We start from the raw sequence: 20,290 nt of genomic DNA on the forward strand, positions 1-20,290 counted from the left end.
CAGCGACCCGCTGTTGCTCCCGCTTTTTCTGATCTTTCCGTGGTGCTCGCTGGAAACTGTCCGTGGCCGGGCGGGTGGGCTGCGCAGGGGCGTGAGCCGCATGGGCCTGAGGCATGCCTCGGGCGGGTTGGGCCGGATGCCCAACCCCGGTCTTGCCGTGTGCGCAGGACAGCGCACACGAGCAAGCGGCGACCGAGCTACAGGGACGTACTTGCAGCGTCCCCTGCGCAGTCCACCCGCCCGGCCCTACCAGGAATCGCTGTCAGCCCGCCACGAGGGGCTCCGCCGTTGGCTGCGTTAGCGCGGCCAGGCGTTGGCGATGGTGCAGAACAGCCGCGCGGTCTGCTCGGTGTCATACACCGCGCTGTGTGCCTCGTTGGCATCCCAACCCAGCCCGGCGGCGGTGGCCGCACGCGCCAGCACGGTCTGGCCGTAGGCGATACCGGCCAGGGTGACCGTGTCGAACACGCTGAACGGGTGGAACGGGTTGCGCTTGTGGCCGGTGCGGGCCACGGCCGCGTTGACGAAGCCGAGGTCGAAATGGGCGTTGTGGCCCACCAGGATCGCGCGCTGGCAGCCGTACTTCTTCATCGCCGCACGCACCGGAGTGAAGATGTGGTCCAACGCCGCTTTTTCTTCCTTGGCCAGCCGGAACGGGTGGTCGAGGATGATGCCGGTCACTTCCAGCGACTTCGGGTCGATCTCCAGGCCCTCGGCCGGGACCACGTGGGCACTGGCGGTCTGGCCGGGGTAGAGCAGGCCGTTCTCGTCCATCTCGATCGGCACCGCAGCGATTTCCAGCAGCGCATTGCGCTGGCTGTCGAAGCCGCCGGTTTCCACATCCACCACCACCGGCAGGAAGCCGCGGAAGCGTTGTGACATCGCGCGCTGCGCCTGGGGTACTGCGGAATCGGGAGCGGCGGCAGGTGCGGAGGGGGAGTCAGTCATGCGTGAATTCTAGCAGAGCGACCCTGAGCGCCCGGCCAGCTTTCTGTGCATGGGCTCCCTGCGTGGGCGTGTGTCGACCAAGGTCGACACCTACCGGGCACCGCACGCTCTGGATTCCGGTAGGTGCCAACCTTGGTTGGCACACGGCGCGCCAACCACGGTCGGCATCTAGCGCAACGCAGGCCGTGCCGTCGTGACCGATGGCTGCCACCGGGCCAACCAGGCGTCCACGCTCAGCTTGCCGGCGCCAGTGAAGATCAACGGCAGCAGCATGGCCATGAACAGCACCGGCAGCTTGAAGTTGCCGTAGCCCTGGTCGCTGATGGCATACCCCATCGCGAGGTCACCCAGCGAATTCCATTGCATCGGCCAATGCACCGCATAGGTCGCCACCACGGTCAGCACCAGCAGGCTGGCGGCGGCGAAACGGGTAACGAAACCAAACAGCAGGCAGGCCGCGCCGACCAGTTCGAACCAGGTGGCCAGCTGCCAGTTCAGGGCAGCAGGCAGTTGGTTGAACGGGAACGGGAAGGCGCCCTGCAGGTCGGCGAACCAGTTCTGGCCGTGCAGCTTCTCACGGCCGGATTCGAAGTATTCCCAGGCCAGCAGCACGCGCAGGCCCAGCGGCGCCAACCAGGGGGCGAGACGGTCCAGCCGGCCGCGCGCGGCGGCCAGGAGCGGCAGGTTCATCGTTGGATCTCCAGTGGAAGAGTCGTCAGGGCGGGGGGGCGAGCGGGCCGATCACGCCGGCCTGCAGGAACTGCAGCAGCAGTGCGGCACCGGGCTCGGCCAGTACGTCCTCGGCCAGCCCGTGCGAGGTGGCCAGCTGCTGCAGGTACGTCTGTCCTTCCAGGCCGGGCCGTTCGCCGATGCTCGCCAGCAGGTGTACCGCCAGCGGGCTGAGCGCGGCGAATCGCACTTCACCGTCGGCTTCGCGGCGGACCAGAAGGCCGGTGGGTTCTGGAAGGGGCTGGGTCGGCGCATCCTCTGCACCGAGACGGTGCACCGGCCATTGGTACAGCAGCGGCCACGCCAGCGGCGAACGCCGCAGCGGCACCCGAAGTGGATCAGTATCGTCAGGCGCAGGAAGCGGTTCGGCCTGCAGCTGGTACAGCGCGGTTTCCACCCACTCGTAGTGGGCCAGTTCGGCCAGCGCCGGGTGCGGCAGCTGCGGCTGCGCCTGCAGCCACTGCACGAACTCGGCGGCCAGTTCGGTGAACAGCGGTGTCTGGCAGCGATGGGTGGCGAAGTAGTGGCGCACCAGGGCGCTCCAGGCCGGTTCGCCAAGCAGGCGCACGCAGACCGGGAAACCGTTGCTCAACAGGCCGAGCAGGTTGTTGAACAGCAGGTGCCGATATACCGCGACCCGGCGTGGCTCCAGTCCGGCCGGTGCGGGTACCGCCTGCGGGTTGCGCAGGTGCGCGGTGAAGGCGTGCTGCTGCGCGCGCAGGGTGTCGGCGGAATCAGCCATGTGCCGCCCCGGCATGTGTGGCCTGCAGGCGGCGGATGGTCTGCAGTTCGCCCTGCAGTTCTGCATAGGGCGGGAAATTGAAATCGCGTTCGAGCAGGGTGGGGCGCGGGCCGATGCGTGCATAGGTACGCGCCAGCAGCGCCCAGACCGGATCGATCACCGCGCTGCCGTGGGTATCGATCTTCAGGTCGGGTGCCTCGTCCAGGTGCCCGGCCACGTGCAGGCAGACGATGCGCCGTGCAGGCAGGCCGGCGATGAAGGCATCGGCATCGTAGCCGTGGTTGCAGGCGTTGACGTAGACATTGTTGACGTCCAGCAGCAGGTCGCAGTCGGCTTCGGCAAGCACGGCATTGGTGAAGGCCAGTTCGTCCATCGCCGGCGCGGGTGCCAGGTAGTAGGACACGTTCTCCACTGCGATGCGACGGCCCAGCAGGTCCTGCACGCGGCTGATGCGCTGCGCGGTATGGCGCACGGCTTCGTCGGTAAAGGGAATCGGCAGCAGGTCGTACAGGTGGCCGTCGTCGCTGCAGTAGCTGAGGTGCTCGCTGTACAGCGGCACGCGGTGCTTTTCGAGGAACCGGCCGACCTGTTCCAGCAGCTGGGTATCCAGCGGTGCACTGCCGCCCAGCGACAGCGACAGGCCGTGGCAGCTCAGCGGATGGCGCTGCGCCAGTTCGGCCAGGGCATCACCGGCGGGGCCGCCGACATGGATCCAGTTCTCCGGTGCGCATTCGAGGAAGTCGAAGTCGCCTTCCGGCGCGTCACGCAGGTCCTGCAGCAGCGCCCGGCGCAGGCCCAACCCGGCGGCCGCCGCACGAAGCGGCGACCGCGGGTGGACGAGGCTGGCGCGGGCGTCAGTGCTTGCCACCGCACTTGCCTTCGCCGCACTTGCCTTCAGCCGACTTCGTGTCGCCGGCCTTGGCCTTGGCGCCCGCTGCGCCGGCAGCCTTGCCCTTGTCGGCACCGCACTTGCCTTCGCCGCTCTTGCCGTCGGCGCCGCACTTGCCTTCGGCGTGCTTGGTCGCGTCAGCGGCCATCTTGTTATCGGCGGCTTTGGCATCGGTGCTGGCCTTGGCCGCCTGGCCGGCCACCAGGTAGCCCTGGGCGAGGTCGCTCATGCTCAGGGCCGAGGCACTGGCGGTCATGCCCAGGCCGGCGGCCAGGGCGGTAGCGGTCAGCAGGGACAGGGTCTTGTTGGAACTGCTCATCGGTCTTACTCCTGGGTGGTGGGCAGGTGCCCGGGGTGAATCGATGGTGCAGCGATCCTACTCAACGAATCCTCGCCAAGAACTCAAATTTTCGTGAGATTTGTTACAGAAGCATCCGGAAGGTCTGCGCCGGGCAAGCACGGCGCCCACAACGCGGGTGGAACACCGCAAAAAAAGAAAGGCCGCTGTCACAGGACAGCGGCCACCTTGGAGTCGACTCCGGTGTTGCAGTGCAGCGTCAGGGCTGGCCGGTGCTGGAGGTCTCGTCGCGCTTTTCACGCGGTGGCAGCGGCTGCTCGCCGTGCACCAGGAACCACACGTTCTCGGCGATGTTGGTGGCGTGATCGCCCACGCGCTCCAGGTTCTTGGCCATGAACAGCAGGTGGGTGCACGGGGTGATGTTGCGCGGGTCTTCCATCATGTAGGTGAGCAGCTCGCGGAACAGCGCGGTGTACTGGGCGTCCAGGCGGGCGTCGTCCTCGCGCAGTGCCAGCGCGGCCTCGGCATCGTTGTCGCGGTAGGCGGCGATGGCACGGCGCACCTGCTGCGCGGCCAGGCGGCCCAGCGCGCGCAGGCCCTGGATCTGCGGCAGCGGCGGCACCTTGCCCAGCGCGATCGAGCGCTTGGCCACGTTCGCTGCATAGTCGCCGATGCGCTCGATGTCGGCCGGGATGCGCAGGCCAGCCAGGATCTCGCGCAGGTCGCGCGCCATCGGCCCACGCAGCGCCAGGCGCATCACGTCGTGGCTGATCTGCTGCTCAAGCGCGTCGATCGCTTCGTCGTTGGCGATGATGCGATGGGCGGCGTTCTCGTCGCGCTTCTCGATCACGTCCATCGCCGCTTCGAGCTGGGCGACGGCCATCTCGCCCATGCGCACGATTTCGGCCACCAGGCGCTGCTGCTCCTCGTCGTAGCTCTTGACGATGTGGTCGTTGGGAAGGTTCATGGTGTGCAATCCAGGTAGAGCCAGGCCATGCCTGGCTGCCGTTGTCTGTTGAGTCGAGCCACGCTCGACTGACGTTTCAGCCGAAGCGACCGGTGATGTAGTCCTCGGTCTGCCGCTGCGACGGCTGCGAGAAGATCACTTCGGTGCGGTCGTGCTCGATCAGGTCGCCCAGGTACATGAAGGCGGTGTAGTCGGACACGCGCGCAGCCTGCTGCATGTTGTGGGTGACGATCACGATCGTGTACTCGTGCTTGAGTTCTTCCACCAGCTGCTCGATGCGGCTGGTCGAGATCGGGTCCAGCGCCGAGGTCGGCTCGTCCAGCAGCAGCACCGACGGGCGCAGGGCGACGGCACGGGCGATGCACAGGCGCTGCTGCTGGCCACCGGACAGGCCCAGTGCGCTCTGCCCCAGCTTGTCCTTCACTTCGTCCCACAGCGCGCCCTGGCGCAGCGCCTGCTCGACGCGGTCGGCCATATCGGCCTTGCTCAGCTTCTCGTGGTGGCGGATGCCGTAGGCCACGTTCTCGAAGATGGTCATCGGGAACGGCACCGGCTTCTGGAACACCATGCCGACCTTGCTGCGCAGGCGGTTCATCGGGTACTTCGGCGACAGGATGTTCTCGCCGTCCAGCAGCACTTCACCGCGCGCCTCCAGCTTCGGGTACAGCGCATAGATGCGGTTGAAGATGCGCAGCAGCGTGGACTTGCCGCAACCGGAGGGACCGATCAGCGCGGTCACGCGCTTTTCCGGGATTTCCAGGTTGATGCCCTTCAGGGCGTGGAACTTGTCGTAGTAGAAGTCCAGTCCACGCGCAGCCAGCTTCACCGGCGACGGCGTGTGCAGGCTCTCGTGCGAGGACGGCACGGCGATGCGCTGCATCGGCACGGCGTTGGAAAGGTCGTTCATGGCGTTATCCACGGAAAGGTCAGTCATGGGAGATACGGTTGCGCAGCAGGATGCCGCGGGCGGCAAGGCTGACCAGCAGCACGAAGACAGTCAGCACCAGGGCACCGGCCCAGGCCAGTACCTGCCAGGATTCATACGGGCTGCCGGCGAACTGGTTCATCACCACCGGCACCGAAGCCATCGGCTGGAAGATGTTGTTGTTCCAGTACTGGTTGCCGAAGGCGGTGAACAGCAGCGGTGCGGTCTCGCCGGAAATGCGGGCCAGCGCCAGCAGGATGCCGGTGATGATGCCGGCGGAGGCACTGCGGTACAGCACCTGCACGATCACCTTCCACTGCGGGATGCCCAGCGACAGGGCCGCTTCGCGCATCTGCGAGGGCACCAGGCGCAGCATTTCGTCGGTGGTGCGTACCACCACCGGCAGCACGATGAAGGCCAGCGACAGGGCGCCGGCGAATGCCGAGAAGTTGCCCCCGGTCTGCATCACGTACAGCGTGTAGACGAACAGGCCCAGCACGATGGACGGCGCCGACAGCAGGATGTCGTTGACGAAGCGGACCACGGTGCCGGCCTTGCGGGCGTTGCCATACTCGGCCAGCCAGGTACCGGCCAGCACGCCCAGCGGGGTGCCGATGCCGATGGCCAGTGCACACATCACGGCACTGCCGAAGAAGGCGTTGGCGAGGCCGCCGTCCTGCATCGGCGGCGGGGTCATCTTGGTGAACAGATCCCAGTTGATGCCGGCCAGGCCCTTGGCCGCCAGGGTGAACAGGATCCAGCCCAGGAAGAACAGGCCGAACAGGGCGGTGGCGCAGGACGCAGTGATCGCAACGACGTTGCCGATGCGGCGGCGCAGGTACAGCGAATCAGCGGTGGTGGACATCAGTTGCCCTCCTTGCGGGACAGGCGCATCAGCATCAGGCGGGCGATGGCCAGCACCACGAAGGTGACGATGAAGAGGACGAAGCCGAGCAGCAGCAGGGCCGAACGGTAGGTTTCAGTGGCTTCGCCGAAATCATTGGCGATCAGCGCGGCGATGGTGGTGCCCGGTTCCAGCAGCGACGGCGACAGGCGCACGCTGTTGCCGATCACGAAGGCCACCGCCATCGTTTCGCCCAGCGCGCGGCCCAGGCCGAGGAAGATGCCGCCGATGACCGCCGAACGGGTGTAGGGCAGGACGATGTCCCAGCTCACTTCCCACTTGGTGGAGCCCAACGCGTAGGCCGATTCCTTCAGGCGGGTGGGCACGGTCAGGAACACCTCGCGCATCACCGAGGAAATGAACGGAATGACCATGATGGCCAGCACGAAACCGGCGGTGAGCATGCCGATGCCCAGCGGCGGGCCCTGGAACATCGGGCCGATGACCGGCCACTCGCCCAAGGTCTCGTTGAGGAACGGGGTGACGTACTCGGTCATCACTGGCACCAGCACGAACAGGCCCCACATGCCGTAGATGATCGAGGGGATGCCGGCCAGCAGTTCGATGGCGGTACCGACCGGGCCACGCAGCCAGCGCGGCGCGACTTCGGTGAGGAAGAAGGCGATGCCGAAGCTGACCGGCACGGCGATGATCATCGCGATGACGGCGGTGACCAGGGTGCCGTAGATCGGAGCCAGGGCGCCGAACTTGTTTTCGACCGGATTCCAGTCGGCGGAGAAGAAGAAGCTCAGCCCCTGCATCTGCAGGGCATGGCGACCGCCCCACAGCATCGACAGCGCGGCGCAGGCCAGGGCAATCAGGACGAAGATGACGGTGCCGACCAGCACCCATCGGAACAGTTTGTCGTTGCGGGCATCACGCGTATCACGCGTGGACGGGGCGGCTACAGGCTGGGCGATGGCATTCATGGGGACGGCTGGGCCAGGAAGGGGCGGGGCGGCACGGCGTGGAACAAGCGGTGCCCGCGCGGGGCGGGCACCGTCGGGTCCATCACTTCAGGTCGGTCGCCCAGTAGGCCTCGATCTGCTTGACCAGTTCAGCCGGCAGCGGCACGTAGTGCAGCTCGTTGGCCTGGGCCTGGCCGTTCTCGAAGGCCCACTTGAAGAAGGCCAGGGTGTCCTGGTTGCGCTTGGCGTCCTTCGGCTGCTTCTGCATCAGCATGAAGTTGGTTGCGGTGATCGGCCACGCCTGCTCGCCCGGGGCGTTGGTGATGACCAGGTTGAAGTCCTTGGCGCTGGCCCAGTCGGCGCTGGCGGCCGCAGCGGCGAAGGTTTCCGCGCTCGGCTCGACCCAGTTGCCGGCGGCGTTCTGCATGGCGGTATACGGCATGCCGTTCTGCAGGGCATAAGCCAGTTCGACGTAGCCGATCGAGCCCTTGATCTGCTTCACGTAGGACGCAACGCCTTCATTGCCCTTGCCACCGACGCCGTCCGGCCACTGCACCGAGGTGCCTTCACCGACCTTGCTCTTCCACTCCGGGCTGACCTTGGACAGGTAGTTGGAGAAGTTGAAGGTGGTGCCCGAACCATCCGAACGGTGGACCAGGGTGATCTTGCCGTCCGGCAGCTTCACGCCCGGGTTGGCGGCGACGATCGCCGGGTCGTTCCAGGTCTTGACCTTGCCCAGGAAGATGTCGGCCAGCAGGGCGCCGCTCAGGCGCAGCTTGCCGGCTTCCAGGCCTTCGATGTTGACCACCGGCACCACGCCGCCGATGGCCGACGGGAACTGCGCCAGGCCGGCCTGGGCCAGCTCCTCGCTGCTCAGCGGCTTGTCGGACGAACCGAAATCGACGGTGCCGGCCTTGATCTGGGCGATGCCGCCGCCGGAGCCGATCGACTGGTAGTTGATCTTGGCGCCGGTGCTGGCGTTGTAGTCAGCCGACCACTTGGAGACCAGCGGGAAGATGAAGGACGCGCCCGCGCCGGACACTTCGGCGGTCACCTTGGCACCGGCAGCGGCGGGGGCAGCGGCAGCGCCGGCAGCCGGCTGCTGCGCGGCCTGCTTGTCGCCACCGCAGGCCGACAGGCCCAGGGCGATGGCCAGGGAAAGGGCGGCAAGGCCGGCCGAGTGCAGTTTCATGGTCACTCCATAGCGGGGAAGAGCCGACGTGGTCGGCGGATGCGGCTATGAAATGATGTTTTTGTTACAGCCGTATTACGACCATGACAGAGGTGTCGAGGATCACGTTCTGACAAGGCTTTCACAGGGCTGGCGCCGATCCGGCCGGGGCCCGGAAACCCCGGATCTGCGCACCGATATGACGGCGGCTTGGTCCTTGCAGCGTCAATGCGCGACAGCTCCTTGCCCACGGTAGGTGCGGACCGTCGGTCCGCACGCTCCAGAGCGCAGCCGAGCGTCGGCTCGGCTCTACAGGGGCAGGTGCATCCCCGAAAACAAGAAGAGCGCGAGATCTCGAGGATCTCGCGCCCGGGTGGGAGCGGCGGGGGAGAGAGGACCCGCCGCCCCCGTTCCTGCGGGGGAACGCGCTTACTTCAGGTTCTGCGACCAGTAGGTCTCGATCTGGCGGACCAGGCTGTCCGGCAGCGGCACGTAGTCCAGCTGGCGGGCCTGGGCGTCGCCGTTCTTGTAGACCCAGCGGAAGAACTCCTGGGTCGCCTTGCCATTGGCAGCATTCTTCGGCGTCTTCTGCACCAGGATGAAGTTGGTGGCGGTGATCGGCCAGGACTCGGCGCCCGGCGCATTGGTCATCACCAGGTAGAAGTCGCGGGCGTTGGCCCAGTCGGCGCTGGCAGCGGCGGCAGCGAACGAGGTGTCGCTCGGCTGCACGAACTTGCCGGCGGCATTCTTCATCGCGGTGTAGGAGAGCTTGTTCTGCAGCGCGTAGGACAGTTCGACATAGCCGATGCCGCCCTTGATCTGCTTCACGTAGGCGGCAACACCTTCGTTGCCCTTGCCGCCGATGCCGGCCGGCCACTGCACCGAGGTGCCTTCACCGACCGAGCTCTTCCACTCCGGGCTGACCTTGGACAGGTAGTTGACGAAGTTGAAGGTGGTACCCGAGCCGTCCGAACGATGCACGACGGTGACCTTGGCGTTCGGCAGGGTCACGCCCGGGTTCAGTGCGGCGATGGCCGGGTCGTTCCAGGTCTTGATCTTGCCCAGGAAGATGTTGGCCAGCACGGCGCCGTCCAGCTTCAGGGCGCCCGGGGCGATGCCGGCCACGTTGACCACCGGCACCACGCCACCGATCACCGACGGGAACTGCGCCAGGCCTGCAGCAGCCAGGTCTTCCGGCTTCAGCGGCGCATCGGAAGAGCCGAAATCAACGGTCTTGGCCTTGATCTGGGCAATGCCGCCGCCGGAACCGATGGACTGGTAGTTGACCTTGTTGCCGGTTGCGGCGCTGTAGTCGGCCGACCACTTGGACATGACCGGGTAGATGAACGATGCGCCCGCGCCGGTGATGTCGGCGGCGTTGGCGGCGAACACGGACGATGCAGCCAGGATGGCGACAGCGGCGCGCGATTTGAAGGCGTGGATCACGGGGAGACTCCTGGGGTGGTGGTCGAAGGGCGGTTGCCCGACGTTTCGGTGCACATTCCATAACGATTGCGTGACACGTCCGCGTCTGTCATATGACGCGGGCGTGACACGCGTCATGAGGGATGTCGCGTCCGCTGTGCCGGCAGCACGGCACGGGTATCGCTGCAACGACGAAGGCACGGCCGGGGCCGTGCCTTCGCGGTTCAACGCAGGTGGCTGGGCTTACCAGAAGAACTGCGCGCGGGCTTCCAGGATGTTGGGATCGTCGTTGACGAAACCGCGCGCCGTGGAGCTGTACTTCTTGCTGTCGACCATCACGTAGTTGAGCATCAGCTTGAAGTTGGAACGCAGGTACCAGTTGGCGCCCACGGTCCAGATGTCCATCTTGCCGCCCAGCACGCCATCGACGATCGGCGGGCGACCGGCGACCGGATTGGCGGCGAGGTTGCCGTCATTGAGGTCCATGTGGTCGTAGCGCACGCCCAGCTGCCACTGGCCGCCGGCCGGGTTGTTCGGCAGGCCGGTGCCCGGAGTGCCGCCCTTGTAGCTCCAGGTCTCGCCGGTGACGTTCCACACGCCGCTGATGTAGTAGCCGTCGCTGGTGTAGTTGTCGTGGTCGTAGCGCTTGGCCTTGCTGGTGTAGTACTCGGCCTGGGCCTTGAAGGGACCCTGGAAGTACATCGCTTCGGCACCGATGGTGCTGACGCGATCGGTGTCGGTCAGGTTGCCGCTGTCAACCAGGCGGGCAGTGGCGAGGTCGGCATTCGGACGCGCACGCACGCGCAGGGTGTCGGCGTCGGCGTCGTAGTTGACGTAGCTCAGACCGAAGTGCAGGACCTGGCCCTTTTCATTGATCGGGGCCCAGGTGCCACGCGCGCCGTAGCCGCTGCCGTGGGCCAGGTTGCGGGTCAGCTCGCGGCCGAAGGCGCTGGCGGTCACCGACCAGTTGTCCTGGCCGTAGCTGTACGCGCCGCCCAGGCGGCGGGCGATGGCATAGGTATTGGTGACCGCTGCCTTGGAAATGAAATCGTTGTTCTTGGTGCTGGACAGCTCTTCCAGGCTGTTGGGCTGCTTGAACTGGCCCAGCTGCAGGAAGTGGTTGGCGTTGCCCAGCAGCTTGTACTTCACGTTGGTGTCGAGGAACTTGTCGGCCTTGGCGTCATAGCCGACCACCCACTCCACGTTGCCCGGGCCCTTGCCCTTCAGCACCAGCTCGGCGCGACGCAGTTCGAATTCGCTGTTCTTGCCGTTGCCGGCGTCGCCACCGTTGAGGTCGACCACATCGTTGTGGAACCAGTTGCCGTCGGCCTGGACCAGGCCTTCGAAGGTGATTTCCGAACCGCCGATCACGTCGATGGCGACTTCGGCGTGTGCAGCCGGCACGTACAGCGCAGCAGCCACGGCCACCGTCAGGAGTTGGTGATGCAGTTTCATGGAGAGGAGCCTTGCAGGCAGGTGGGAAGATGCGCGCAGGCTAGAAGGTAAAGATTGCGTAAATGTGACAGTTCACGCGCGGCAGACATCCGCCGCAGGCCCCGTCACGGCAGGGCCTGCCATTGAAACCGCTTGCGTATGACGCCCGGATTGCGACCCGGTTGCAGTAGAGCCACGCCCTGCGTGGATGCTGCCGTCACTCGGCCGTGGTCTTTTCCTTGAACCGGCACAGGTCGGCGATCACGCAGCCCGGGCAATCCGGCTTGCGCGCCTTGCACACATAACGTCCGTGCAGGATCAGCCAGTGATGCGCGTCGAGCAGGAACTCGGCCGGGATCACCTTCACCAGCTTGTCTTCCACTTCGCGCACGTTCCTGCCCGGCGCCAGTCCTGTGCGGTTGGCGACGCGGAAGATATGCGTGTCCACCGCCATCACCGGCTCGCCGAATGCGGTGTTGAGCACCACGTTGGCGGTCTTGCGCCCGACACCCGGCAGCGCTTCCAGCGCTTCGCGATCGCGCGGCACTTCACCGCCATGCTTCTCCAGCAGGATCGCGCAGGTGGCGATCACGTTCTTTGCCTTGGCGTTGAACAGCCCGATGGTGGCGATGTACTGCTTCAAGCCATCCTCGCCGAGCGCAAGGATCTTCGCCGGCGTGTTGGCGACCGGGAACAGGCGGCGCGTGGCCTTGTTGACGCCGACGTCGGTGGCCTGCGCCGACAACGCCACCGCCACCAGCAGCTCGAACGGCGAGCTGTACTCCAGTTCGGTCTTCGGGTGCGGGTTGAGTTCGCGCAGGCGGGTGAACATCTCCACCACGTCGGCGCGTGGCATCGTGCCGCCACGCCGCGCCGGGGCGCGTGCGGTCTTTTTCGTGGTGGCCATTACTGTTCCTTGCCACTGGCGCGGGCCTTGGCCCGGGCCAGAATCGCGGCTGCCGCAGCGGGCAGGGCGGGCTTCACGTCCGGGGCTGGTGCCGGGGTGCGACGTGCATCGCGCTCGGCCTCGCGGCGGGCCAGGCGCACCGCACGGGCACGGTAGCGTTCGCGTGCAGCCCAGGCCGCGCGCAGTTGCTGCTGGGCCTGGCACAGGCGTTGCGGAAGGTCGGGGTGGTCAGGCAGCAACCGGTCGTCGCCGGCACGGACGATGTAGTCCATCAGCCCGGCCTGCAGGGCACCATCGAGATCGTCTGCCTGGACCCGGGAGAACAACTGCGCGGGGTTGGGTCGGGATGCCATGGCGTCAGCGGTTCTGGAAGGCCGGCGCGCGGCGTTGCAGGAAGGCGCTGGTGCCTTCGCGCATGTCCTCGGTGGCGAACAGCAGGCCGAACTGCGCACTTTCGTATTCCAGCCCGGCCTCCAGGCTGCATTCGCCGCCCACGTGCACCGCGTCGAGCAGGCCACGCAGGGCCAGCGGGGCCGAGCGTGCCAGCTGGCGGGCGACGTCCTGCACCCGGTTGTCCAGCGCGTCGGCCGGCACGACTTCGTTGACGATGCCAAGTTCCAGCGCACGCGCGGCGTTGATCGGCGCCCCCAGCAGGCACAGCTCCAGGGTGGCGGCGCGGCCGCACAGGCGCAGCAGGCGCTGGCTGCCGCCGAAGCCGGGAATCAGGCCGAGGTTGATTTCCGGTTGGCCGACCTTGGCGGTATCTGCGGCGATGCGCAGGTGGCAGGCCATCGCCAGTTCCAGGCCACCGCCCAGTGCGAAACCATTCACGCGTGCGATGACCGGTTTGGGCATGCGTTCGATCTGGCGCATCAGCGCCTGGCCCAGCAGCGAGAAATCACGTCCCTGAACGGCGCTGAGAGTGTTCATTTCCGCGATGTCGGCACCGGCCACGAACGCCTTGGGGCCCGCCCCGGTCAATATCACGACGCGCACCTCCGGATCGGCGACGGCGTCGCTGAAGGCATCGGCCAGGGCCTGCAGGGTCGCGGCGTTGAGGGCATTGAGCTTGTCCGGGCGCTGGACGGTCACGGTGCGGATGGCGCCGTCGTCAGCGACAGCGATCAGGGCATCGGCCACGGGGAAACTCCTGGAACGTTAAAAAAAAGTGATATTGAACTCTGGAAACGCAGATGGGTCATAGCCTGCATCGTGAGTAGCGGTTACACGTTGCGCCCGTTATCCTAACCCGTCGCCTCAGGGCGGCGCAGAACGTCCCTGAGTTACCACCCCTGGAGAACTGTTTGATGAAGTTGCGTTCTATCGCGGTCGCCGTCGCGGCCCTGGCCCTGACGGGCAATGCCTTCGCCCAGGACGTCTCGTCCGAAAAGGGCAAGCTGAGCTACTACTTCGGTTACGACTACGGCAACAACCTGGCGGAGCTGACCGGTCGTGGTGAGCAGCTGGACATCAACTCGGTGGTGAAGGGCCTGCAGGATGCCTACGCCAAGAAGCAGCCGGCGATCACCGCCGAGCAGCTGAAGCCGGCCGTTGAAGCGTTCCAGAAGCGCGAGCAGGGCCGTGCCCAGGCCGCCAAGGCCGAGTACGAAAAGGCGGCTGCCGAAAACAAGACCAAGAGCGACCAGTTCATCGCGGCGAACAAGGCCAAGGCCGGTGTGCAGTCCCTGCCGAGCGGCGTCCAGTACCGCGTGATCGAGGCCGGCAAGGGTGCCAAGCCGACCCAGGCCAGCACTGTGCAGCTGGAAGTGGCCGGTCCGTTCCCGTACGGCCAGCGCCCGACCGAAGCCCGCCCGGCCCAGCAGATCCCGTCGATCAAGGTCAGCGAAGTCGAAATGAAGGCCATGCGCGAGACCCTGCTGCAGATGCCGGCAGGCTCGAAGTGGGAAGTCACCCTGCCGCCGGACCAGGCCTACGGTGCCGATCCGCGCACCCCGTTCCCGCCGAACGTGGCTGTGCAGTTCGAGATCAAGCTGGTCAGCGTCAAGTAAATCGAAGCAGCAAACGAAACGCGCCGGTGATTCCACCGGCGCGTTTTTGTTTGCGCAGTCCCTGACGGTAGAGTCGACTGTCAGTCGACTGTTTTTGGGTCACATCGGGGAAACGCCCGCGATGCGCGCGCGAGTCGACTGACAGTCGACTCTACCGTCCGGCTGGGCCACCCGCGCAAATTCAGCCCGATCGCGCTACTGTTGGCGGGTGCAAACAATGGAAGAATCGGCGCGTGTTGTCGCAAGTCCCTGCATCGGAGTGTGCACGCTGGATCCGCACCGGCAATGCACCGGCTGCGGGCGGCATATCGATGAGATCGCGCGGTGGTCGTCGATGAGCAACGAGGAACGCAGCCGCATCCTGCATCGCGTGCAGCCCCTGCGGCAACAACTGCAGCAGTCCCTGCGCGGTTCGCTGGCCGACCACGAACGACTGATGCGCGCGCTGCACCCCTTGGCCCAACCACCTGCGGGCGACGGCTGGAACCGCAGTGAGCTGGTTGACCTGCTGCCGCCCGGGCCTCCAGTGGAGGCTGCGGTGCTGGCCGGCATCGTGCCGCGCGCCAACGGCGCACAGGTGATCCTCACCCGTCGCACCGAAACACTGCGCACCCATGGTGGCCAGGTCGGATTCCCCGGTGGCCGCACCGAACCCGATGACCGCGACGCGCTGGCGGCCGCGCTGCGCGAGAGCCAGGAAGAAATCGCACTGGCGCCCGGCCAGGTGCAGGCGCTGGGGTATCTCGATCCCTTCGTCACCATCACCGGCTACCGCGTCACGCCGGTGGTGGCGGTGGTCGATCCGGAGTTCGTGCCAGTGCCGCAGCCGAGTGAAGTGGCCGAGGTATTCGAGGTGCCACTGGATTACCTGATGGCGCCTGACAGCCTGCGCCAGGTCGAAATCAACCATCGCGGCCGGGTACGCCACGTGCTTGAGTATGGCTGGCCGGGCCAGCGCATCTGGGGGGCGACCGCCGCCATTCTCTACAACCTGCGTCGCCGCCTGGAGCAAGTGCAATGAAGCTGATCGATCCGCCGTGGACCACCCTGGTCGATGTCGCCACCCTGGCTGCCGCGTTGGGCGAAGGCATCCGCGTGGTCGACGCACGCGCCACTGCCAGCACTGCGGTGCGGGTGGTCGATGCGCGCTCCTCGCTGGCCGACCCGCAGGCGGGAAGCAGCCAGTATCTGGCAGGTCATATCCCGGGTGCGGTGTATGCCGATCTGAATCGTGACCTGTCTGATCTGTCGCGCGTCGGCCATGGTCGCCATCCACTGCCGGACAGCGATGCCTTGGCTGCAAAGCTGGGGCAGTGGGGCATCGGCCCCGACACCCAGGTGGTGGTCTACGATGGCAGCGACGGCAGCATGGCCGCCTCGCGCCTGTGGTGGCTGCTGCGCCTGATCGGTCACAGCAGGGTGGCCGTACTCGACGGCGGCATCGCCGCCTGGCAGGCCGCCGGTCACACGTTGGAAAGCGGCCAGGCTGAAGTGACAGCGCTGCCTGCCTACCCGGGCCGCTTCGACACCACCCAGATCGCCAACGCCGATGAAATCACCGCGCGGCTGAAGCATGCGCCGGGCTGGCTGGTCGACGCGCGGGCGGGTGAGCGTTTCCGTGGTGAAGTGGAGCCGCTGGACCCGGTGGCCGGGCATGTGCCGGGCGCGGTCAACCGCCCGTTCGCATTGAACGTACTCGACGGCCGCCTTCGCGACGCACAGGAGCTGCGCGCCGAACTGCAGGGCGTGATCGGCAACCGCGATCCGCAGCAGGTGGTGCTGATGTGCGGTTCCGGCGTGACCGCCTGCCATCTGCTGCTGGCGATGGAAAGCGCGGGGCTGAGCGGCGCGCGCATCTACGCCGATTCCTGGAGCGGCTGGGTGAGCGACAGCAGCCGCCCGGTGGCGACCGGCGCCTGAGAAGCGCGCGGTCGGATCCGTTTTCCAACGGAAAACGGCTCTGACCCATCGAGCGTAAATCGGGGGTCAGAGCCCGTTGCGTGGCAACGGGATCCGACCCCGTGCCGACCAAGGTCGACACCCACCAATTCGTGGAGCGGTTGGGTGAGCGACAGCAGCCGCCCGGTGTCGACCGGCGCCTGAGCCGCGCGGGGTCGGATCCGTTTTCCAACGGAAAACGGCTCTGACCCCATCAACCGAAAATCGGGGTCAGAGCCCGTTGCGTAGCAACGGGAGCCGACCCCGTGCCGATTCGAAGGATCGCGGAGAACTGTCGAAGGCGGGGTGGGGCCGGTTGCGGGGGTGTCCGCGGCATGGATGCCGCGGCCAAGCCGCCATGGGTGAGGGCGCTTTGCTTGCGAAGCACTGCTTCGCAAGCGCCCGAACGCACAGCCGCCAGCGGCTGGGCCGGCCTGGGGCTTTACGGCGTCCCCCGCAATCGGATCCACCCCGCCATCCCTCGGAATGCCAGCTCTTGACGTTGACGTTGCCTCTGCAGGTGCAGGGCGCAGCCCTGCTGCTTACTCCAACCCCTGCAGCGGCACCTTCGCCAGCACCCGTGCCCACGGGAACAAGGGCCCCGGATCGCGCTTGCGTGCCACCCTCAGCGTCGGATCATCGCTGGCCGGCACCTGCTCCAGATCCAGCTGGTCGTGCCCGGCAATCCGCCGCAGCGACGGATAGCGCGCCACCAGCGCCAGCAGCAGCCGCTCCAGCGCTTCCAGCTGTGGCTCGGTGTAGGCCTCGTCCATCGCCTGGTGGCGGCTGTCGAACCAGTCCGGATAGCGCCCGCGGTTGACCAGCTCGATGCCCAGCGTATGCGCGTTCATGCCGCGCACGTGATGGGCCACGCGTTCCGGCGCCACGTACTGCACCACGCTGCCATCGCGGTCGATGTAGAAGTGCCCGCTGTTGCCGGCGCCGCTGTCGTACAGCACGCGCTCGCCGTACTCGCGGGCCATCGCCAGATCGGGCAGCTCGGTGCAGTGGATCACCACCATTTCCAGCGAGGCGGGATCCCGCAGCGGCAGTCGGTCGTGATAGGGCAGGGGCTGCAGCTGCAGGCCGGGCAGGAGCGGGTTGGGCATCCGGCGATGCTAGCATTGCGGCATGAACCTGCCTTCCCTTTCCTCGTCGGCCCGCGCCCACGGAGCACGCGCATGAGCCGCGGCCACTGCATCCTCTCCCATGGCTTCGAGAGCGGCCCGGAGGCGACCAAGGTCACCGCGCTGGCCGAGGTGGCGCAACGCCTGGGCTGGACCCACGAGCGCCCCGACTACACCGACCTGGACGCGATGAGCGAGGTCAGCCGGGTGGGCGACGTGCCGACCCGCCTGCGCCGTCTGGTTGAACGCGCCGCCATCGCCGCCCGTCAGGGGCCGGTGGTGCTGGCCGGCTCCAGCCTGGGCGCCTACATCTCCGCCATCGCCTCGCTGCAGGTGCCGGTAGCCGGCCTGTTCCTGATGGTGCCGCCGACCACCATGGGCCCGATGCCGGCGCTGGACGCCGCTGCGGTGCCAACCACGGTGGTGCAGGCCTGGCATGACGATGTGGTACCGGCTGCCGGCGTGATTGCCTGGGCGCAGGCGCGTTCGGCGCAGTTGCTGCTGGTTGACGATGGCCACCGCCTGGAGCGCCACGTGGAAGCCTCCGCGCAGGCCTTCGAGCGCCTGCTGCAGCAACTGTGAAGCCAGGGCGCACGGCGCGCCCGCCCGCATTGACTACAATGGCAGCCCCGCCGCCCCCGGCGCGGGCCTGCCGGCCGTGCCTACGGCCCTCCTTTCCGACCGGCCCGGCCCCTGTGCCGCGCCCGACCACCTGCGAACCGATCCCGTGAAATTCTTCGTCTCCTGCGCCAAGGGCCTGGAATACCTGCTTGCCGATGAACTGTCGGCCCTGGGCCTTGGCAAGGCCACCGCCACCATTGCCGGCGTCAACGCCGACGGCGAACTGGCGCAGGCGCTGCGGATCGTGATGTGGTCGCGCCTGGCCAGCCGGGTGCTGTGGCCGATCGACGAGTTCGACTGCCCGGACGAGCAGGCCCTGTATGACGGCGTGCGTGCACTGCCGTGGCACGAGCACATCTCGCCGGAGATGACCCTGGCGGTGGATGCGCACGTGTCCGGCGACAAAATCACCCATGCACGCTTTGCCGCGCAGCGGATCAAGGATGCGATCGTCGACCGCATGCGCGACGAAGGCCTGGAGCGGCCTTCGGTCAATACCGATCTGCCCGACGTGCGCGTCAACCTCTCGCTGCGCAAGGGCCGCGCCTCGCTGTCGATCGACCTCGGCGGTGGCCCGCTGCATCGCCGTGGCTGGCGCGGTGCCGCCCACGAGGCGCCGCTGAAGGAAAACCTGGCCGCCGCGCTGCTGCTGCGCGCGCAATGGCCGCGCCTGCATGCCGCCGGCGGTGGCCTGCTGGACCCGATGTGTGGCAGCGGCACGCTGCTGATCGAAGGCGCGCTGATGGCCGCCGACGTTGCCCCAGGCCTGATGCGGCATGGCAGCCTGCCGCCGAGCCGTTGGCTGGGCTTCGACAAGGCGGCCTGGAAGTCCATCCAGAGCGAAGCACGTGAGCGCGAAGCGGCCGGTCTGGCCGCGCTGAAGCCGGTCATCCACGGCAGCGACATCGACCCGGCTGCGATCCAGGCGGCCCGCGAGAATGCCGAGGTCGCCGGCGTCGCCCACGCGATCCGTTTCACCCGCGCCGATGTCGCCGACCTGGCCGCGCCGGAACAGGAGATCGGTGCGGTGGTCTGCAACCCGCCGTACGACGAGCGCCTGGCCGCCGATCCGGCGTTGTACCGTGCACTGGGCAATGCCTTGCAGAAGGCGGTGCCGCAGTGGCGCGCCAGCCTGCTTTGTGGCAATGACGAACTGGCCTTTGCCACCGGCCTGCGTGCCAGCAAGAAGTACCAGATGTTCAACGGTGCGCTGGAATGCGCGCTGATCGTCTGCGATCCGATCGCTGTGCCGGGCCGTGATCCGGCACAGCCCCGCGAGCTGAGCGAAGGCGCGCAGATGGTGGCCAACCGCCTGCGCAAGAACCTGAAGAAGTTCAAGAGCTGGCGTGCCCGCGAGGACATCACCTGCTTCCGCGCCTACGACGCCGACCTGCCGGAGTACGCGGCGGCCATCGACGTCTACGAGGAAGAGGGGGGCAGGCGGCGTACCTTCCTGCATGTGCAGGAATATGCGGCACCGGCGGCGATTCCCGAGAACGACGTGCGCCGCCGCCGCAATGAGCTGCTGGCCGCCGCGCGCGAAGTGTTCGGCGTGCCACCGGAACAGGTGTCGATGAAATCGCGCGAGCGCGGCAAGGGCGGCAGCAAGTACGGCCGCTTCGAGCAGCGCGACGAGTTCATCGTGGTGCGAGAGAACAACGCGCTGCTGCAGGTGAACCTGTTCGATTACCTGGATACCGGCCTGTTCCTCGACCATCGCCCGCTGCGCCGGATGATGGCCGAGCAGGTGCGTGGCAAGCGTTTCCTCAACCTGTTCTGCTACACCGGCGTGGCCAGCGTGCAGGCCGCCGTGGCCGGTGCCGCCAGCACCACCAGCGTCGACCTGTCGGCCACCTATCTGCAGTGGTGCTACGACAACCTGGCGCTGAACGGGCAGGGGGGCAACCAGCATCTGCTGGTCCAGGCCGATGCAATGGCCTGGCTGGAAGGCGACCGCGGCCAGTACGACGTGATCTTCTGTGACCCGCCGACCTTCTCCAATTCCGCCCGCGCCGATGACTTCGACGTGCAGCGCGAACAGCTGAAGCTGCTGCGGGCGGCGGTGGCGCGGCTGGCACCGGGTGGCGTGCTGTACTTCTCCAACAACTTCCGCCGCTTCAAGCTGGAAGAGAACGCCATCGCCGAATTCGCCCAGTGCCGCGAGATCACCGCACGCACGATTGGTCCGGATTTCGAGCGCAACGCGCGCATCCACCGCGCGTGGGAACTGAAGCGGTTGGGGTAAGCCCGGTAGTGCCGGCCGCTGGCCGGCAACTGCGTCAGAACCGTGGAAGGTCCGCGGGATGCCGGCCAGCGGCCGGCACTACCCCATCTGGCCCGTAGATCCA

General features: G+C 67.0%; 21 protein-coding genes. 5 read left to right on the top strand and 16 right to left on the bottom strand.

Annotation, left to right across the window (positions count from 1 at the left end; genetic code table 11):
• Positions 1–297: 297 nt before the first annotated feature.
• The 15 genes from rnt to ACSYHF_RS06800 form a co-directional block, all read right to left on the bottom strand.
• Positions 298–882, bottom strand: a complete 585-nt coding sequence (gene rnt, locus ACSYHF_RS06730; protein WP_005408782.1) for a ribonuclease T — start codon at positions 880–882, stop codon at positions 298–300.
• 234 nt (positions 883–1,116) lie between these two features.
• Entirely contained in the window at positions 1,117–1,638 is a 522-nt protein-coding gene (locus ACSYHF_RS06735) for an HvfX family Cu-binding RiPP maturation protein (RefSeq protein ID WP_197598930.1), read from the bottom strand.
• A gap of 25 nt (positions 1,639–1,663) precedes the next feature.
• Positions 1,664–2,419, bottom strand: coding sequence for an HvfC family RiPP maturation protein (locus ACSYHF_RS06740; RefSeq protein ID WP_197598929.1), 756 nt, complete (start codon positions 2,417–2,419; stop codon positions 1,664–1,666).
• Positions 2,412–3,287 (bottom strand): HvfB family MNIO-type RiPP peptide maturase, encoded by an 876-nt coding sequence (locus ACSYHF_RS06745; protein WP_012479633.1) that lies wholly within the window; start codon positions 3,285–3,287, stop codon positions 2,412–2,414. The genes ACSYHF_RS06740 and ACSYHF_RS06745 overlap by 8 nt, the downstream gene beginning before the upstream one ends.
• Positions 3,274–3,627, bottom strand: a complete 354-nt coding sequence (locus ACSYHF_RS06750; RefSeq protein ID WP_005415892.1) for a hypothetical protein — start codon at positions 3,625–3,627, stop codon at positions 3,274–3,276. The genes ACSYHF_RS06745 and ACSYHF_RS06750 overlap by 14 nt, the downstream gene beginning before the upstream one ends.
• Before the next feature lie 238 nt (positions 3,628–3,865).
• On the bottom strand, positions 3,866–4,573 hold the full coding sequence (gene phoU, locus ACSYHF_RS06755; RefSeq protein WP_005415893.1) for a phosphate signaling complex protein PhoU: 708 nt from the start codon (positions 4,571–4,573) through the stop codon (positions 3,866–3,868).
• A 76-nt stretch (positions 4,574–4,649) separates the two neighbouring features.
• Positions 4,650–5,480 carry a phosphate ABC transporter ATP-binding protein PstB gene (gene pstB, locus ACSYHF_RS06760; RefSeq protein ID WP_005408788.1) on the bottom strand — a complete coding sequence of 277 codons (831 nt, stop codon included), beginning with the start codon at positions 5,478–5,480 and terminating at the stop codon, positions 4,650–4,652.
• Between the two features lie 19 nt (positions 5,481–5,499).
• Entirely contained in the window at positions 5,500–6,363 is an 864-nt protein-coding gene (pstA, locus tag ACSYHF_RS06765; RefSeq protein ID WP_005415894.1) for a phosphate ABC transporter permease PstA, read from the bottom strand.
• Positions 6,363–7,331 (bottom strand): phosphate ABC transporter permease subunit PstC, encoded by a 969-nt coding sequence (pstC, locus tag ACSYHF_RS06770; protein ID WP_005415895.1) that lies wholly within the window; start codon positions 7,329–7,331, stop codon positions 6,363–6,365. Before pstC ends, pstA begins: the two co-directional genes overlap by 1 nt.
• 82 nt (positions 7,332–7,413) lie before the next feature.
• A complete protein-coding gene (gene pstS, locus ACSYHF_RS06775; RefSeq protein ID WP_005415896.1) occupies positions 7,414–8,502 on the bottom strand; it encodes a phosphate ABC transporter substrate-binding protein PstS in 1,089 nt (362 codons plus the stop codon).
• Between the two features lie 408 nt (positions 8,503–8,910).
• A complete protein-coding gene (gene pstS / locus ACSYHF_RS06780) occupies positions 8,911–9,927 on the bottom strand; it encodes a phosphate ABC transporter substrate-binding protein PstS (RefSeq protein WP_005415897.1) in 1,017 nt (338 codons plus the stop codon).
• Between the two features lie 222 nt (positions 9,928–10,149).
• Entirely contained in the window at positions 10,150–11,361 is a 1,212-nt protein-coding gene (locus ACSYHF_RS06785; RefSeq protein WP_049411264.1) for an OprO/OprP family phosphate-selective porin, read from the bottom strand.
• Positions 11,362–11,557: 196 nt separating this feature from the next.
• Positions 11,558–12,247, bottom strand: a complete 690-nt coding sequence (gene nth, locus ACSYHF_RS06790) for an endonuclease III (protein ID WP_053501078.1) — start codon at positions 12,245–12,247, stop codon at positions 11,558–11,560.
• Positions 12,247–12,600, bottom strand: coding sequence for a hypothetical protein (locus ACSYHF_RS06795; RefSeq protein ID WP_329888352.1), 354 nt, complete (start codon positions 12,598–12,600; stop codon positions 12,247–12,249). Before ACSYHF_RS06795 ends, nth begins: the two co-directional genes overlap by 1 nt.
• A 4-nt stretch (positions 12,601–12,604) precedes the next feature.
• The gene (locus tag ACSYHF_RS06800; RefSeq protein ID WP_447576196.1) at positions 12,605–13,387 is read right to left on the bottom strand and encodes an enoyl-CoA hydratase/isomerase family protein; all 783 of its coding nucleotides are present in this window, start codon (positions 13,385–13,387) and stop codon (positions 12,605–12,607) included.
• A 167-nt stretch (positions 13,388–13,554) separates the two neighbouring features.
• Between ACSYHF_RS06800 and ACSYHF_RS06805 the strand changes: the two genes are divergently transcribed.
• The 3 genes from ACSYHF_RS06805 to ACSYHF_RS06815 all read left to right on the top strand — a co-directional run bounded on the left by ACSYHF_RS06805 (position 13,555) and on the right by ACSYHF_RS06815 (position 16,176).
• Entirely contained in the window at positions 13,555–14,256 is a 702-nt protein-coding gene (locus ACSYHF_RS06805; RefSeq protein WP_005408797.1) for an FKBP-type peptidyl-prolyl cis-trans isomerase N-terminal domain-containing protein, read from the top strand.
• 217 nt (positions 14,257–14,473) lie between these two features.
• Complete coding sequence (locus tag ACSYHF_RS06810; protein WP_447576197.1) at positions 14,474–15,277, top strand: CoA pyrophosphatase; 804 nt, start codon at positions 14,474–14,476, stop codon at positions 15,275–15,277.
• Positions 15,274–16,176 (top strand): sulfurtransferase, encoded by a 903-nt coding sequence (locus ACSYHF_RS06815; protein WP_111174650.1) that lies wholly within the window; start codon positions 15,274–15,276, stop codon positions 16,174–16,176. Before ACSYHF_RS06810 ends, ACSYHF_RS06815 begins: the two co-directional genes overlap by 4 nt.
• 560 nt (positions 16,177–16,736) lie before the next feature.
• On the opposite strand, the gene ACSYHF_RS06820 is transcribed toward ACSYHF_RS06815, so the two are convergent.
• On the bottom strand, positions 16,737–17,303 hold the full coding sequence (locus ACSYHF_RS06820; RefSeq protein ID WP_111007601.1) for an N-acetylmuramoyl-L-alanine amidase: 567 nt from the start codon (positions 17,301–17,303) through the stop codon (positions 16,737–16,739).
• A 72-nt stretch (positions 17,304–17,375) separates the two neighbouring features.
• On the opposite strand from ACSYHF_RS06820, the gene ACSYHF_RS06825 reads away from it, so the two are divergent.
• A complete protein-coding gene (locus tag ACSYHF_RS06825) occupies positions 17,376–17,903 on the top strand; it encodes a hypothetical protein (protein WP_447576198.1) in 528 nt (175 codons plus the stop codon).
• A 145-nt stretch (positions 17,904–18,048) separates the two neighbouring features.
• On the top strand, positions 18,049–20,187 hold the full coding sequence (gene rlmKL, locus ACSYHF_RS06830) for a bifunctional 23S rRNA (guanine(2069)-N(7))-methyltransferase RlmK/23S rRNA (guanine(2445)-N(2))-methyltransferase RlmL (protein ID WP_061478530.1): 2,139 nt from the start codon (positions 18,049–18,051) through the stop codon (positions 20,185–20,187).
• Positions 20,188–20,290 lie beyond the last annotated feature (103 nt).

The sequence above is a fragment of the Stenotrophomonas maltophilia group sp. P373 genome (assembly GCF_053295075.1).

Bases quoted from the DNA above. Each gene is read 5' to 3' on its own strand.
- rnt (WP_005408782.1), bottom strand. From the start codon at position 882: ATGTCACAACGCTTCCGCGGCTTCCTGCCGGTGGTGGTGGATGTGGAA.
- ACSYHF_RS06735 (WP_197598930.1), bottom strand. From the start codon at position 1,638: ATGAACCTGCCGCTCCTGGCCGCCGCGCGCGGCCGGCTGGACCGTCTC.
- ACSYHF_RS06740 (WP_197598929.1), bottom strand. From the start codon at position 2,419: ATGGCTGATTCCGCCGACACCCTGCGCGCGCAGCAGCACGCCTTCACC.
- ACSYHF_RS06750 (WP_005415892.1), bottom strand. From the start codon at position 3,627: ATGAGCAGTTCCAACAAGACCCTGTCCCTGCTGACCGCTACCGCCCTG.
- phoU (WP_005415893.1), bottom strand. From the start codon at position 4,573: ATGAACCTTCCCAACGACCACATCGTCAAGAGCTACGACGAGGAGCAG.
- pstB (WP_005408788.1), bottom strand. From the start codon at position 5,480: ATGAACGACCTTTCCAACGCCGTGCCGATGCAGCGCATCGCCGTGCCG.
- pstA (WP_005415894.1), bottom strand. From the start codon at position 6,363: ATGTCCACCACCGCTGATTCGCTGTACCTGCGCCGCCGCATCGGCAAC.
- pstC (WP_005415895.1), bottom strand. From the start codon at position 7,331: ATGAATGCCATCGCCCAGCCTGTAGCCGCCCCGTCCACGCGTGATACG.
- pstS (WP_005415896.1), bottom strand. From the start codon at position 8,502: ATGAAACTGCACTCGGCCGGCCTTGCCGCCCTTTCCCTGGCCATCGCC.
- ACSYHF_RS06785 (WP_049411264.1), bottom strand. From the start codon at position 11,361: ATGAAACTGCATCACCAACTCCTGACGGTGGCCGTGGCTGCTGCGCTG.
- nth (WP_053501078.1), bottom strand. From the start codon at position 12,247: ATGGCCACCACGAAAAAGACCGCACGCGCCCCGGCGCGGCGTGGCGGC.
- ACSYHF_RS06795 (WP_329888352.1), bottom strand. From the start codon at position 12,600: ATGGCATCCCGACCCAACCCCGCGCAGTTGTTCTCCCGGGTCCAGGCA.
- ACSYHF_RS06805 (WP_005408797.1), top strand. From the start codon at position 13,555: ATGAAGTTGCGTTCTATCGCGGTCGCCGTCGCGGCCCTGGCCCTGACG.
- ACSYHF_RS06810 (WP_447576197.1), top strand. From the start codon at position 14,474: ATGGAAGAATCGGCGCGTGTTGTCGCAAGTCCCTGCATCGGAGTGTGC.
- ACSYHF_RS06815 (WP_111174650.1), top strand. From the start codon at position 15,274: ATGAAGCTGATCGATCCGCCGTGGACCACCCTGGTCGATGTCGCCACC.
- ACSYHF_RS06820 (WP_111007601.1), bottom strand. From the start codon at position 17,303: ATGCCCAACCCGCTCCTGCCCGGCCTGCAGCTGCAGCCCCTGCCCTAT.
- ACSYHF_RS06825 (WP_447576198.1), top strand. From the start codon at position 17,376: ATGAGCCGCGGCCACTGCATCCTCTCCCATGGCTTCGAGAGCGGCCCG.